The sequence below is a fragment of the Pseudofrankia sp. EUN1h genome (genome assembly GCF_001854645.1).
GTDB lineage: Bacteria > Actinomycetota > Actinomycetes > Frankiales > Frankiaceae > Pseudofrankia > Pseudofrankia saprophytica.
On the sequence record NZ_MBLN01000083.1, the window covers coordinates 88650 to 103842 of the forward strand.

Consider the following 15193-nt stretch of genomic DNA (forward strand, 5'->3'; position numbering starts at 1 on the left):
AACAGGTCACGTACTGGCCGGGTGACCCGGGGTGACGGGCGTGGCGATCCGGTCGAGGACGGTCGTGGCGATAGCCGTGTCGACGGCGTCCAGGCCGGTAAGCAGGGCGCCGGGGTTTCGCTCGCCAGCGAGGACGCGGCGCAGCGTGGTCGAGAGGTTGGCCCAGTCGTCGCTTCCGTCGAGCTCGTCGAGCAGGCCGTCGACCTCGGTCGACGTGGGCAGCCCGCCGGCGGCAAGCTCCGCGATGGCGGCGATGACCGGTTCCCATTCCGCGAGGTGCCGGTGGAGATCCGGGCCCGGCTCTGGCTCGGTGGCCAGGGCGCGGGCCGTGGTGATCAGGTTGTGGAGGGCCTGGTCGGCGGTGGGGCGGTCGGTGGTGAGGGTGTCGACGAGGTCGGCCCAGTGGACGCCGTCGACCTGTTCGACGACGGCGGCGATCGTGGTGACGGTGTCGGGTGGAGTGGTGTCGGGGTGGCGGACGAGGTCAGTGGCGAGCATCCGCATCGTGCCGTCGTCGAGGTCGTCAATGCCGGTGAGGTGGTAGAGGAGCGCGGCGGCGAGCCGGTGGGCCACGACGTCGGACCCGCTGCCGGCGGTGTCGGTGAGGTAGTTGGCGAGGTTGTGGTGGGAGGTGGCGACGTCAACCGGGTCGGGCCGGCTGTATTCGAGGCGTAGCGCGATGTGTCCGAGGCGGACCGCCTCGTCGGGCCGGCCACGCTCGGCGGCGAGGTCGGCACGGGCGAAGAATGTCCTACCGAGGTTCGCGAGGTCACCGGCGTCGGTGAAGATCCGCTGGCAGTCGGCCAGCAGCACGTCGGCCTCGTCGTACCGGCCCAGGCGCAGCAGCGGGCCGTAGTCTCCGAACCGGCAGGTCTCGGCAACCTCATACTCACTCGCACCCCGGGTCCGCATGCTCGCGGCCATCCGCGCCGACAGGTCCAGCTGCTGCTCCCAACGGCCCAGAGCCAGGGCTGCGACCGCAGCGATCTGCAGGACCATCTCACGGACACTCCACGGCTCGACCGTGTCGTCCGGGCCGGCCTGGTCGGGCAGGGCGTCGAGCCGGGCCAGCAACGCCTCCGCGTCAGCCAACGCCCCGGCCGCGTCCCCCAGCCTCAGCTGCAGCTGCAACACCTGGCCCTCGTCGTCGGCCTGGGTCCACGGGCCCAACCCACCCGCCGCTGTGTACGCCACCTGCGCTTCGGCAACCGCCAGCGCCTCCCGCAACCGGCCTCGCTGCCGCAACAGACCCACCAGATCGCCACTGGCCGCGGAGGCGACCCGATGATCCCCAGCTGCGACCGCCGCCGCCAACGCACCCCGCAACACCCCCTCCGCCCGTACCGGATCCACCTGCCCCAGCACCCGCCCATACAGCCCCCGGTCCTTCGGCGCGCCAGTCGTCTCGGCCACCTGCGCCAGCAACGGCAACACCCGCCCCACCACCCCAGGACCACCCCCAGACCGCCGAAACGCCTCCTCCAGCAGGCTCGCCGCCAGGTTCAGCTCGCCCAACCGCAGCAGGTACGGCGCCGCCGCCACCCCCGCCCGCACCACCAACCACCCGCGCTCACCACCCCCACCCTCACCAAGACCGACAGCAACCAGCTGGTGCCAGAACGCCGCCAGCTCCACATCCACCGCACGACGCACCTCCGGCGGCGTCAGAACCCGCACCGCCTCCGCCACCCCCGGATGCACCCCGACCCCCACAGACGAGCCGCCATCCGACCCATCCGACAACACGCCCAGCCCACGATCCACCGCCACCAACGCGCCGGCCTCCAACTCGGCCACCACACCAGCCAGCCCGGGCGCCTCCCCTGAGCGGCCCAGCCGCGACCACACATCCGCCCAGTTCGCCTCGATGATTCCCAGCTCCCGGTCGTCGTCTTCCAGACCACACACCAGCTCCACCAGCAGCAGGGCCGGTGGTGAGAGGGCGGCCAGCGACAGGTCCACCCAGTCGGCGAGTGCGGCCAGGAAGCCGCCCGGATCCAGCGCGCTTTCCCCGTCGGTGAAGAAGGCCGCGAGGCCGCGGCCGCCGGTGCTGGCAGCCTCCTCGGCCGCGGCCACCCGGCCCGCGAGCACGGCGCGGCCTTCGTTCGCCGCCGCGTCGGCGAGCTCCAGGAGTTTGGGATGGCCCTGGACGACGTTGAGGGTCCGGGTCAGCAGGGCACGGTCCTCGGCGACCCGGTCGGCGCTCGGCGTCTCGGCACGCCGGCCTGGGCCGGGGCCGCGGTCGGCGCGGAGCGCGCCCGGCTCGTGGTCGTCGGCGTGCAGCAGGGCGCGCAGGCCGGGCAGCTCCCGGGCGAGCAGGGCGGCCTCGGCGAGCGGCAGCGCGTGGACCTGCTCGACGTGGATCGTCGGGTCGAGGCCGGCGGGGCGGATCCGGCTGGTCAGCACGACCCGGGACAGGCCGCGGCGGCCGGTCAGCGCGCCGAGGAGTGCCGGCCAGCGGGGGTCGCGCCAGCGGCCGTCGTCGCCGAGCAGGGTCTCGAGGTTGTCGAGGACGAACAGGATGCTGGTGCGGGCGCAGGTCTCGGCCAGGGTGGGCAGGTAGGCGGTGAGCCGTTCGGCGGTGACGGCCTTGTCGGCGATCGGCAGGCCGAGCTGGGTTTCCAGGGCGGTGGCGAACAGGGGGATGCCCTGGAGGTGGTTGTCGGGCTGGTCGGGGGCTGACCAGTAGACGATCCCGGCGACGTGGTCGGCGTGCTGGTGGGCGAGCTCGAGTGCGCAGGCGGTCTTGCCGGCGCCGGCCATGCCGTGGAAGAGCACCCCGGCCTGGCGGCCGCGGGGAGCGAGGGCGGCGGAGGCGCGGGTCATGGTGGCGACGCGGCCGACGAACCGCTCCGGCTCGGGCGGCAGGTACGCGATCTTCGTGGGCACAGATCCGAGGTCGACGGCACCGGCCGGCGCGCGCAGCCGCAGGTCGGCGGCCGGGCCGAGCAGCACCGGGGTCACCAGGCAGGCCGGCGGGATCGCGGCGGTCGGCGCCGGGCCGGCGGCCTGGGCGACGGCGAGGCCGGTGGCCGTGTCCAGGGTCCTGCCCTTGTCGAGGAGCAGGTCGTAGAGCCGGTCGGTAAGGCGGATGGCGAACTCGTCGCCGACGGGGTAGCGCATCGCCAGCACCGCGCACCCGAGGGCCTCGACCAGGCCCCGCCCCAGCCCTGCGGCGCCGCCGGGCACGGTCGCGCCAGCCCGGTCCGGGCCCGTGGCGCCGTCGCCGTTGGTGGCCTGGGCGTCAACCTGGACGACCTTGGCAGCGTCGGCGGCTTCGGCGGTGGCGCGCTGGTCGAGGTGGTCGGCCTGGTCGTCCAGGCCGAGCCAGCGCAGGACCTGGGCGGCGTCGGYGGCGGCGGACTGGCAGGCGGACAGGACGGCGAGCTTCACCCGGTGGCGGGACGGGCGGAGCATGTCGATCAGGTCGGTAGTCGAGATCGCGTCGGGCTGGCCGTCGTCCGACTCCAGGACCAGCGTGTCGACGGTGCCGTGGCAGGACAGGTGCAGCAGGTCCCAGCCGTCCTCCTCCTCGACCGTCTCGCGCAGCCTGTCGCGGGTGACGCCGTACTGCAGGACCCGCAGCTGGAGGTGGTAGCCGCCGCTGCCGATGAGCCTGCGGACCAGGTCGACGAGTGCCCGCCGCTCCCGCCGCAGCGCCAGTGGGCTGGTGCCGGACGGTTGGGAGAACACGGCGAGGACTCGCAGCGTCGCCCCGACCGGCCTCTTAGTGCCACCGCCGGCCGCCGCGCCTCCGCCGTCACCGAGGACGTAGTCGAACGTGGCATGGTGCCGCGCCAACGACCGGCCAGCGGCGTGCGTGATCTCCCACGGCCAGTCGGGCAGGAAACGCAGCGTCTCGGGGACCGCCACCGTGACGGTCACCGGCGCGCGGTTGAAGATGATCTGGCTGACCCGCTCGCCGAGCGCGTGCTCGGCCGCCCACGCCCCGACCTCGTCGACGATCGCCGTCTCGGCGGTCAGCCGCCGGTCGGGCGCGGCGTTCGCGCGCAGGTAGCGGTCGAGCTGCGCGAACGCCTGGAAGCGCCAGTCCTTCGGGTTCAGCTCGACCTGGTGGTCGGCGACCGGCCTGTCGGTCGCCCCGTCGAGCAGCAGCCATCGCCAGCGCAGCGGCCCGTCGACGTCGACCGCTTGCAGGACCAGCCCGTCATTCACCACCGACGGCACCCCGTTCCGTCGATCTTTCGCTTTCGCCGACTGTAACGAACGAGTGGCCCGTTTCGTCGCTGTCCGCACCAGGCCGGGCGCGTCGCGTCGAATGCCAGCGGAGAGCGCCCGGTGCGCCACTATGTGATGGATCTACTCGTTGGAGTCAGCACACGCGCGGGATCTACGGGGAGTCGCCGTGGCGGTACGACTGATCTTGCGGCCGGTGGACGTGACGGGTCCGAACGGCTGGCGCTGGCTGCTGCTCGAACCGGGCTCGGGGGCGCCGCTCGCCGAGCACCAGGTCACGGTCGACCACGGCCGTTGGCAGACCAGGGCGTTCGCCGAGCTGTTCCACTACCTGGACGTCAACGCCGACCCCGACGACCGCGTCCGTTCCGAGCAGGCGATCACTGGCCTTCTCGGCGCCTGGGCGGCTGAGGAGCTGCTGGGCTCCGACATCTGCGAGGAGATCGCGGCGGCGGTGCCGGTCACCGTCAGCGTCGAGGTGCCTGAAGAGCTGAGCTTCCTGCCGGACTGGCCCTGGGAGCTGGCCTCCGTCGACGGGCAGCCACTCGTCCGGCACGGCGCGACGTTCTGCTACGAGATCGCGGCCCCGTCGGTCGCCGGACGGCCCGGCCGGGCGCCGCGGAAGGACCCGGTGGGGGACACGCTGCGGATCCTCGCGGTGTTCTCCCAGCCCGACGGTACGGGCACCCTTGCGCTGCGGCGGGAGCGACATGCGCTGACCGGGGCGATCCAGGAGCTGACCGGCCGGCAGGGCCGGAAGATCGAGCTGCGGATCCTCCAGTACGGCGCCACCCGCGCGTTGCTCACCGAGACGGTCGAGGAGGGCGCCGGCTGGGACCTGCTGCACCTGTCCTGCCATGGCACCGTCGACACGGTCTTCCTGGAGACCGCCGACGGCCGCCCCGACCCGGTCAGCACCGCCGACCTGATCGACATGCTCCGCCCGTCCCGCCACCGGGTGAAGCTCGCTGTGCTCTCCGCCTGCCAGTCCGCCGCCGCGACCGCCGCCCAGACACTGCGCTGGCTCGGCCTGCCCGAACAGGCCGAACAGCTCGAACAGGCCGAACAGGCGGCGCGGGCGGAGCGGGCAGCACTGCTCGGGCGGCCCGAGCAGGCGCGAACCGCCGTGACGCCGCTGCCTGACGACCTGAGCAGGGCCGCCGCCGGTTCGACCACCCTGGCAGGCGCGGGACTCGCGCGTGCGCTGATGGCTGCGCTCGGCTGCGCGGTGCTCGCGATGCGCTACCCGGTGGGCGACGAGTTCGCGATCCGGCTCGCGGACCGGTTCTACGACCTGCTGCTGCGCGCCGGCACCGCCGTCGACGTGGCCACCGCGCGCGCCATTGCCGACGCCGCCGGTCCGGCCCCCACCCTGACCGCCCCGCCTGCCTCGCTGGTGACCCCGGTCCTCCTCGGCTCCGCCGCCGGCCTGAGGCTGAGCGCCCCGACCGGCCCGGTCGAGCTCGCCGCCACCTCGGCGAAGACCAAGGATCTGCCCGCGGAGCCGCCCCGTTTCGTCGGCCGCGGCGGGGTGCTGACCCGTGCCTTCGCGGCACTCGCCGCCGGCAGCGACCGGGTCGGCGTCCTCCTGCACGGCATGGCCGGCGCCGGCAAGACCGCCTGCGCCCTGGAGCTGGCATACCGGCAGGCCGACGCGTTCGAGCGGGTCGTCTGGTGGAGCGCGCCGCAGCAGCCGGACGACCATCTGCGCGGGCTGCCGGACTTCGCRGTGGCACTCAGCCTCCAGCTCGGCCTGCCGGTCGCCAACGAGGTCGTCGCCGCGGACCGGTTCGAGGCCTTCCTGCCGAGGCTCGCGGCGGCCCTCGCCCAGACCGGTGTGCTCGTCGTCGTCGACAACCTCGAAAGCCTGCTCGGCGACGGTGGCACCTGGCGGGACCCGCGCTGGCCCCGGCTGCTCGCCGCCCTCGCGCCGCCCGGCGGTCAGTCCCGCCTGCTCCTGACCAGCCGGACCGTCCCGGTTCCCGCGCCGGCCGGCGGGCCCGGTGGGAACGGCGCGCGGACCTGGGCGGCGGCCGGCGTGCTGGTCGAGCCGATCCACGCGCTCTCCCTCGCCGAGGCCGCCGTGCTCGCCCGGGAGCTGCCCGGCCTGCGCGCCCTGCTGCACGCCGACGACCACGAGCCCGGCGCCGCCCGCGACCACGGCGAGGCGCGCGCCGCCGGCGCCCGGGCCGACCGGGACCTGGTCCAGCGCGCCCTGCGCGTCGTCCAGGGCCACCCGAAGCTCCTGGAGCTGGCTGACGCGGCAGCCAGGGCGGGCCGTGACGTCCTCGCGACCAGGGTCAGATTGGCCGAGACCGCGGCGGCCACGGGTGCCCGGCCGCTGGCCGCCTTCTTCGACGAGGGCGAGAGCGCCCTGGGCCCGGACGGCTTCCTTACGGCCCTAGCGAGCTGGGTGGACGTGACGGTTGCCGGTCTGTCCGCCTCGGCCCGGCTGCTGATGGAGCTGGTGTGCGGTCTGGAGGACGACGACCGGGAGCTGGGGATCGTCGAGGCGAACTGGGCGGATGTGTGGTCGCGGCTGGGCCGCCCAGGTGAGGCGCCCGCGCTGGCTGGCGTGCTGCCTGAGTTGGAGGCCGGCGCGTTGGTGGCGGTGGATCGTGGCGTGGGCGGGCTGTCGGATGACTCGGAGGACGGTTCGTCGGTGGGGGCTGGGGTGCATCCGGGGGTGGCGGAGGCGGTGCGGGCTGTGACACCGGTGGAGGTGCGTGGCGCGGTGGATGTGGAGTTGGCGGCGTTCTGGCGCCAGGGGGTTGCTGTCGGTCTTGGTGAGGGTGGGGGTGGTGAGCGGGGGTGGTTGGTGGTGCGGGSGGGGGTGGCGGCGGCGCCGTACCTGCTGCGGCTGGGTGAGCTGAATTTGGCGGCGGCCCTGCTGGAGCAGGCGTTTCGGCGGTCTGGGGGTGGTCCTGGGGTGGTGGGGCGGGTGTTGCCGTTGCTGGCGCAGATCGCCGAGGCGACTGGTGCGCCGAAGGACCAGGGGCTGTATGGGCGGGTGCTGGAGCGGGTGGATCCGGTGCGGGCGGAGGGGGTGTTGCGGGGTGCGTTGGCGGCGGCGGTCGCGGCTGGGGATCATCGGGTCGCGGCCGCGGCCAGCGGCGATCTGGCGGATCTGTTGCGGGATCGGGGCCGGTTGCGGGAGGCGCTGGCGGTCGCCGAAGCGAAGGTGGCGTACACGGAGGCGGGTGGGTTGGGCCCGTGGACCCAGGCCGGCGATGAGGGCCGGGTGTTGCAGCTGCGGCTGAGTCTGGGGGACGCGGCCTGGGCGTTGGCCGGCGCGGAGGTGTTGCTGGGCCGGCTCGACGTCCTGCCCGACCGGCCCGGCCAGGACGACACGGCCCAGCCGTGGGGTGTCCGTGAGGTGGTTCTGCATATCGCCGCGAGCGCGGCCCTGGATCTGGGCAGTTGGGAGCAGGGGCTGGATCTGTCTGCGCGGATGGCGGCGAGCATGCGGGCTCGGGGTGCGAGTGAGTACGAGATCGCCGCKACCTGCCGGTTCGCGGACTACAGCCCGCTGCTGCGCCTGGGTCGGTACGACGAGGCTGACGTGCTGTTGGCTGACTGTCAGCGGATCTTCACCGACGCCGGTGACCTCGCGATCCTCGGCCAGACGTTCGGCGCCCGCGCCGACCTCGCCGCCGCGCGCGGCCGGCCCGACGAGGCGGTCCGCCTCGAACACACCGCGCTACGACTCAAGTACAGCCGGCCCGACCCGGACGTCGTCGCCGCCTCCCACCACAACCTCGCCAACTACCTGACCCGCACCGCCGGCAGCGGGTCCGAGGTGGTAGCTCACCGGCTCGCCGCCGCGCTGCTGTACCACCTCACCGGCATCACCAGCACCTCGCAGACCAACACCATGCGGACGCTGGGCGCCGCCCTAGCCCGCTATCCGGACATGACCCCGCCCGACACGGTCGCCGCGGTCGCCGCGGTCGTCGAACAGGTCGACGGCGTCCACTGGGCCGACCTCGTCGACACGCTCACCACCGACCGCCCCACCGCCGACCAGGCCCTCCACAACCTGATCACCACGGCCCGCGCCCTGGCCACCGAGCCAGAGCCGGGCCCGGATCTCCACCGGTACCTCGTGGAATGGGAACCGGTAATCGCCGCCGTTGCCACCGCCGTGACCACGGACCGGCCCATTCCCGCCGAACTCGACGAGCACCTCGACCAGCTCGCCCAAACCGATGACTGGGCGCACCTGGCGGCGGCGCTGCGGCGGGTCCTGGCCGGCGACCGCGTCCGCGAGGCCCTCGCCGCCGCCCTCGACCAGATCGACACCGCGATTCTCACCGAGATCCTGGCCCGCATAGCCGCGCCCGGCCCCCAAGGAGATGACCAAGTCCCCGCACCCTAGAGCCACCAGTCCCGCCCCGGGCGATTCCACCCCCGCCAGCCGCGGGCGCCGGGTGCTGATTGCTGTTTCGGCCCTGCCGTGGTTGCTCCGGCGTCTGGATCACGACCGCCGGAGGGCATCAACAGCGATCAAGCCGCCGTTGCTATCTCCAGTGAGGTGAACGACGGCGGGTTCGCGACCCCGGGAGGCTTGGGGGAGTCGTCGTGCCGGCGGCTTCTCGTGCTGGTGGCCGCGTCGTCCGAGGCGGTGGCGACCAGCTGCAGGCGGGTCGTCGCGTCGGACTGTGCGCTCACCCCGGAAACGCCCACTCCGGAAGCGCCCACCCCGGAAGAAGGTCGCGCGAAGCGCGACACCGGGGGTCCGGGGGTCGCCCCCCGGAGCAATATCGCGACACCGGCGAAGTTGGTCCAAAGGACCAACGAGCAGCGTCGGCGGTAGACYTCGTGGAGCGCCTTTCCAGTGATCAATTTCGGGAGGAACTTGATCGTTTGGTGAACCTGTCGGGTGAGACAGGTATCCCGACTGGCGACCCTCAGACGGCACGCCTCAGCGTATCGACCTGTCGCTGTGGGTGCGGGCGGGGCGTCCTCCCGCCACGGCAGTTCGTGAACCAGGCGCACCAGATGGTGTGGCTCCAGGCGCAGGAGGGCCGAAACTTCAAGAAGTCGGGAGCCGCAGAGGTGCTGGAGCAGCCGTCGAGGCTGGGGTCGCCGGCCTCACGGCATCGCCAGACTGATCTCTAGCCGTGCCTGGCGTCAGCCGGGTCCCATCGAGGGCTCACGTCACCTGCCGCCGGGAGCCGGGCCCCTCATCGGCCCCTACTCCTAGTGGAAAGCGCACGTCCGAACTCAGGTCGAAGCGGGAGCCGCTCGCCGATGCCATCCGGGTGGGTGCCAGCGAAGTCAACCAGCAGGGTGCGGAGGTCAGCGTCCGCAGGGTTATCGGCTGCCTTCCGGACAAGGTACTCGTGCAACCTGGCATGCCTCCACCGCAACCGCAGCTCGCATGCCCCCCAGATCTGCGTGGTGACGAAGACGAGCAGCGCCGCCACCGTACTGCCATGAACGGTCATGATCGTGGCAGTTCCGCCGACTCCAGCGAAGGAGGTGGCCGCCGCGCCGGCGGATCGCGCAAGACCCCTGGGGCGACGCTGACTCGGCGTCCCCTCGGAGGCAGCCATCCGGTCGCCCACCTACCTTGACTCGTTGATCGGGACGCCTGGGTTGCACGCCGAGCCCGGTCGGCTCAGTGCACAAAGTCCACAACGAGAGTAGCATGTGTGTATGAGTGGAGACCAGACTGGGGCCCCAGAGCTGCTGAGCGTGCGGGAGACCGCCCGCCGCCTTGGTGTCCACGAGAACACGATCCGTAACTGGGTGAAACAGGGGCTTCTCCCGACCGCCAAGGTGCCTGGCGCGCGGTTCCACCGCTTCGATGCTCGAGATGTGCAACGTCTTCAGGACCAGCGAGGGGCCTCCGTGTTGTCGGTGGCCCCAGATCGACGGACGCTGGGGCCCGAGCTGGTCGGCGCGAGCCAACTCCACCAGTGGGCGGCTACCCGGGAGGCGCAGGACACGTTCCCGGAGGTGATGCGACGACTGTTCGTCTCTACAACCGGTCTAACCGGGGTTTCAGTTCGTGCCGGCGATGGTGTCTCGGCCGGCGGCTGGGACGGTCACGCCGAGTCGGAAGGAACCTCTTATCTACCTAAGGGATCGCTGTACTTCGAGTTTGGTGTAGGCAGAGATTCCCGAGCAAAAGCAGATGCCGATTACAAGAAGCGACGAGAAGACCCGGCAGGCGCCGTCCCGTCAAAATCGATCTTTATTTTCGCGACACCCAGGCGGTGGCCCGGTGCGGACGAATGGGCAGCTCAGCGGCGTGCTGACCAGTTTTTCCGTGACGTCCGTGTTCTTGACGCTGACGATCTGGAAGGGTGGCTTCAAGCCTCGCCAACCGCTCACTACTGGACCTCCGAGCAACTTGGTCGAAGCCCGCGAGATGGGGAGACCCTCGAACGGTGGTGGAATCGCTTTCAGGTTCGTACAGATCCCGCGCTTCGCGCCGAGTTGTTTCGCAGCGGTCGGGATAAGCAGTGTCAGCAGCTAAGTGATCTTCTCAATGGGGATGCGACCGTCACTACAGTACAAGCGGGGTCGCKGGATGAGGCCGTCGCCTTCCTGTATTCGGTCATCGGACCAACGCATGGGACTTCCGGGCTCGTCGATCAAGCACTCGTCATATCCTCGGCCGACGTCTGGAATCGTGTTAGCTCGCAACCCGGTCGAATACTGCTCGTTCCTCTGTTCAACGATCCTGAAATTTTTTCCGCTCGCAGCCACCACATCATCCTGCCTGCCGGTCCGGATGAAATCGTACGAGCCTCAGCGATCATCCTTCCTCCACCCGAACGAAGAGGCGCCGCCAACTCGCTGAAGGCGTCGGGGATACCTGACGACCGCGCCGATCGACTGGCTGCTTTGGCCCGCCGCAGCCTCCCGGCACTGATGCGCACCCTGGCCCGTGACCCGAGAGTATTGCGCCCCTCGTGGGCACGCTCCCCGGCCGCCGCGATCATAGCGCCGCTCGTGCTAGCAGGCGCGTGGAGCGACATTCCTGAAGATAAGAAGATAATTAGCCTTCTCGCGGATGTTCCGTGGGACGACGTGGAGGCAGTACTGCTGCAAGGACTCAAGACAGATGATCCGCCGTTCGTTCGTTCAGGTGGTAAGTGGCATCTCACCTCGGCGGAAGAGGCTTTCCTGGTCCTCCACGACAGTCTGAGGTTGGCGGACCTTGACCGCTGGCACCGGATTGCTGGAGCAGTCCTCCTGTCTGCCGACCCGACATTTGATCACGCCGAACTAATCTCAGGGGGCTCCGAGGGGATAGACGGATCTACTTCAGCCGTTCTCCGAAAGGGACTAGCGCAAGGTGCCGCCCTGCTTAGCTCTCTGGGAAATGAACTACTCGGCGACGGAGTGAGCGGATCCGACCAAGCGCGACGCTTGGTACAAAAAGTTCTCAGGCGTGCCAACACCGATACCACGGCGCATGTATGGCGGTCGCTGGCAGACGTACTGCCATTGCTTGCGGAGGCTGCTCCAAACTGCTTCTTGGAAGCTGTCGACGAGGACCTTTCTCGCCCTGAACCGATTCTCACCCTTATGTTTCAGGACAATGATCAAGGGTCTGGCGCCTACGGATCTTCGTCGCATACTGGACTATTGTGGGCACTTGAAACTCTATGTTGGTCCAAAGATCTTGTCGCCGAGGCGTCGTACATGCTCGCGCGCCTCCACACTGTCGATCCCGGTGGACGCCTGTCGAACAGGCCCCTCACAAGCCTGCAAGAAGTACTTGCCGGCTGGGTTCACAACACGGCCGCCCCCGTCGAAACGAAGATAGGCATAATCGATTATCTGCGGCGCCGGCTACCTGATGTGGGTTGGAAGGTGATTCTCGGCGTGTGGCCGAGCAGTCACGCCATCTCGCATCCACCGCATGATCCACGGTTCCATGACTGGAAACCCGACGAAGCTGCGGTCCTCATCCCGGAGTGGATTGACTACATCGGARGACTCGTGCGGATCGCCATCGACTCAGCTGACACTGATCCGCAACGGTGGGCCGACCTGGGGGTTCGTCTAGGACCACTTCCTCCAGCAGAGCGAAAGCGACTGATCGATGGGCTCGACCTCTTCAGCGAGATTGCGGAACTGGACTCGGATCAGCGCCTTCTATTGTGGGAACCAATCTACAAGGAGGTCAGCCGGAATCGCGCGTTCCGGACTGCGGCGTGGGCGATGGATGGCGACAGTCTTGCCCGTTTGGAAATAGTCGCCGAACGACTTAAGCCCACGACGAATGCGCAGCGGTATGCTTATCTTTTCGAGTGGCATCCGGATTTGCCTGAGATTGATCTTATGAATCACGAAGAATATGCCGCAGAAGTCCTCAGATTGCGGACGCAAGCTGTGACCGAGATACTCGCCGAAGGGTCGATTGATGGTCTGCAACGGTTGGCGGAGAAGAGCATTGCATCAGGCCAACTAGGATGGGTTGTCGGAGCTGTAGTTTCTGAAAATCTCACGCCGGCACTTCTTTCTTGGCTCGATTCCGAGAATCTAAGAATCAGGAACACTGCGGCGGCTTGGGCCGAACGTAAGCTATCGGACCACGGTATCCGATGGCTTCATGAGACGCTTCGGCGTCCGGAGGCCGCCCATCCTGCTCGGCGAGAGGCAATTGCTCTAAGTGTGCCCGCTCGTCCTGAATATTGGGACGCGCTGAACGACATCGATCCAGAGCTCATAAATACGTACTGGAAAAATACGTCGGCGAGATTTATTTCGGCCGTCGACATTGACCGTGCGGCACGAGAACTTCTTAGCCACGGGCGAGCTTGGGCCGCTGTACAGTTGATAGCAAGTCCCGGAGTTCTAGGGGGAGAGGGGGAATCGTTCTGTTCGCCAGCGCTTGTGGCCGCAGTACTCGACAAGGCGATAGTTACCGATCCAGCGGGTACTCAGCCGTCGTCGCTTGCATACGAAGTTGGACGTCTTCTTGACTACTTGGAAAGAGAGAATGTCGAATTTCAATTGCGAATGCGATACGAGTTCGCGCTCTTTCGATTTCTTGAAGATCAACGGGAACCACGAGCTTTGTTTAAGGCGCTTGACGGCGACCCGAGTTTTTTCGTCGACCTTATTTCTAGAATCTACCGTGGAAGAAATGAGGTGCGACGCCAGCTTAGCGAGCACGATGAGGCGATTGCTCGTCATGCATGGTGGATCATTAAGAACTGGCGTAATCTCCCGGGGCGCCGTGATGACGATACGGTTGATGCGGAACACCTCAACCGCTGGGTGCGCGAGGCTCGGCTCGCGCTTGCAGAGGCTGATCGGGCTGACGTGGGCGACGAACAGATAGGCGAAGTCCTTGCGGCGAGTCCAGCTGGCGCTGATGGTATCTGGCCTGCCGAACCTGTCCGGGAACTTCTGGAGGTAATCGGTAGCCCATCCATGCAGAACGGACTGCATATCGGGGTGATGAATGACAGAGGCGTCACTACACGTGGGGTTTACGACGGAGGTGAACAGGAGCGAGTCCTCGCGAGCCGCTACCGCGAATGGGCGTCTTTGGCGAAGATTAACTGGCCTCGGACGGCTCGTATCCTACAAAATATTTCGGAAGACTACGAACGACAGGCTCAGCAAGAGGACAGGCAAGCGCGATTTTGGGCTGACTCGGACTAGGCTAAGGTCAAGTGTTAATGGATGTGGCCGTGCCGCCCTCAACCCGGTAAAACACCTTGCCCTCATGCACCCGAGTACCCAAGGCGTCATAGAATGCCTGCGCTGCCGTGTTTTCCAGATCGGTCGTCCACTCGAACCGGCTGCACCCCTGCTCGGTGGCCATGGCCTGAAGCCGCTCCATGAGCAGCCGCCCCACACCGTGCCTCCGGGCGTCCGCGGACACGTACAGCTCCTTGAGAAACAGCGAGTGAGTGACTCCGGCAGCAGGCCACAAGTAGGAGTACGAAGCCATGCCGACCAGTCGGCCCTTGTCCCGGGCCAGCAAGACGTAGGCCACAGGGACCGGGCCGAAGAGAAGCCGCCGGATCTGGGCGAGACGCTCGGCAGGCTGCTCGGTGGGCGGCGCGCCGTAGAAGGAGTCCAGCTCGGCCATGAGGGCGGCCAGGTCTTCGGCGTCGTCCTGGCTGGCAGGCTGTACCGAAATCGTCACCCGCGAGAGTTTAGGCCCCGCCTCCGACAGATCCGGCAGGCAGTTCGAGCACTTCGTACAACTGCCGGACAGCAGGCAGCGTCCGGTGATGGCGGGCGGTGGCCTGGGCCAGGCCCCGAGCCCGCTGGAGGATGAGCCCGTCCCGCCGCCCCGGTGGCAGTTCCAGAAGGGTCCGCGCGACGCGGGCGGCCCCTTCGGCGACCTCGCCGTCATGGATGAGGCAATCGGCCCGGTCCAACTGGATGAGGGTGCGGTCCATGTAGTCGCTGGCCGGGTACAGGGTCAAGGCCCGATCGGTGGCCTCCCAGACCCGGCTTCGGTCGTGGAGATGGGTCAGGGCGTTGCCCTCGTGGAAGCGGAGTTGGGCTTCGTTGTAGCCGAAGGCGGACTCCGTCACGTCTTCTGTAGCCAGGCTGCTCAGGATGGCTTCGGCCCGGCGCAGGGCCGCGTCGGTTTCGGCTTGCTGCCCGAGGACTGCATGGGCGCGGGCCTGGAGCGCGGCGGCCAATACAGCCCCCACGCAGGGCGTTTGGCCCGCAAGGGCCTGGGCTTCCTTCGCCGCCGCGATGGCCTCAGGCACGGAGCCGCCGTAGTAATAGGTGTAAGCGTCCTGGGCCCGAACCCACGACGCCACCGCCGGATCTCCGGCTTCCCCGGCGGCCAACCGTGCCGTCCGGCCCCAGGCCCGGGCGGGGCCGCGCTGTCCCATCTTGATGAGCGACAAGCTGATGAGCCCGGCCAACTGCGCCGTGATGCGGGTGAGTTGCCTCGTCGTGCTGGACGGCTGGCGGGTTGACAAGGCGTGTTGCACTTCGGCGAAGTCGGCGGCCAAGTCGTCCAGCTGCACGGCGGCGGGCAGGTACCGCGTCG

Annotated in this window: 6 protein-coding genes; 2 read left to right on the forward strand and 4 right to left on the reverse strand. The window is 68.9% G+C overall.

Translation table 11 applies throughout. The features are described from left to right. Positions 1 to 6: 6 nt before the first annotated feature. Entirely contained in the window at positions 7 to 4179 is a 4173-nt protein-coding gene (locus tag BCD49_RS45990; RefSeq protein WP_274535052.1) for a CHAT domain-containing protein, read from the reverse strand. Positions 4180 to 4366: 187 nt separating this feature from the next. Between BCD49_RS45990 and BCD49_RS33555 the strand changes: the two genes are divergently transcribed. Continuing rightward, on the forward strand, positions 4367 to 8575 hold the full coding sequence (locus tag BCD49_RS33555) for a CHAT domain-containing protein (RefSeq protein ID WP_083401860.1): 4209 nt from the start codon (positions 4367 to 4369) through the stop codon (positions 8573 to 8575). A gap of 128 nt (positions 8576 to 8703) precedes the next feature. Here the strand turns inward: BCD49_RS33555 and BCD49_RS43805 are convergent, their stop codons facing one another. Then, positions 8704 to 8868, reverse strand: coding sequence for a hypothetical protein (locus BCD49_RS43805; protein ID WP_157845322.1), 165 nt, complete (start codon positions 8866 to 8868; stop codon positions 8704 to 8706). Positions 8869 to 9897: 1029 nt separating this feature from the next. Between BCD49_RS43805 and BCD49_RS41375 the strand changes: the two genes are divergently transcribed. Further along, positions 9898 to 13833 (forward strand): helix-turn-helix domain-containing protein, encoded by a 3936-nt coding sequence (locus tag BCD49_RS41375; protein ID WP_158072979.1) that lies wholly within the window; start codon positions 9898 to 9900, stop codon positions 13831 to 13833. A gap of 7 nt (positions 13834 to 13840) precedes the next feature. On the opposite strand, the gene BCD49_RS33565 is transcribed toward BCD49_RS41375, so the two are convergent. Together BCD49_RS33565 and BCD49_RS44420 are read right to left on the reverse strand one after the other, a co-directional pair. Beyond that, positions 13841 to 14323: a GNAT family N-acetyltransferase gene (locus BCD49_RS33565; protein WP_007515292.1), complete on the reverse strand. Its 483-nt coding sequence runs from the start codon at positions 14321 to 14323 to the stop codon at positions 13841 to 13843. Positions 14324 to 14333: 10 nt separating this feature from the next. After that, on the reverse strand, positions 14334 to 15193 hold an 860-nt coding region (locus BCD49_RS44420; RefSeq protein ID WP_198939475.1), incomplete at its 5' end, for a hypothetical protein.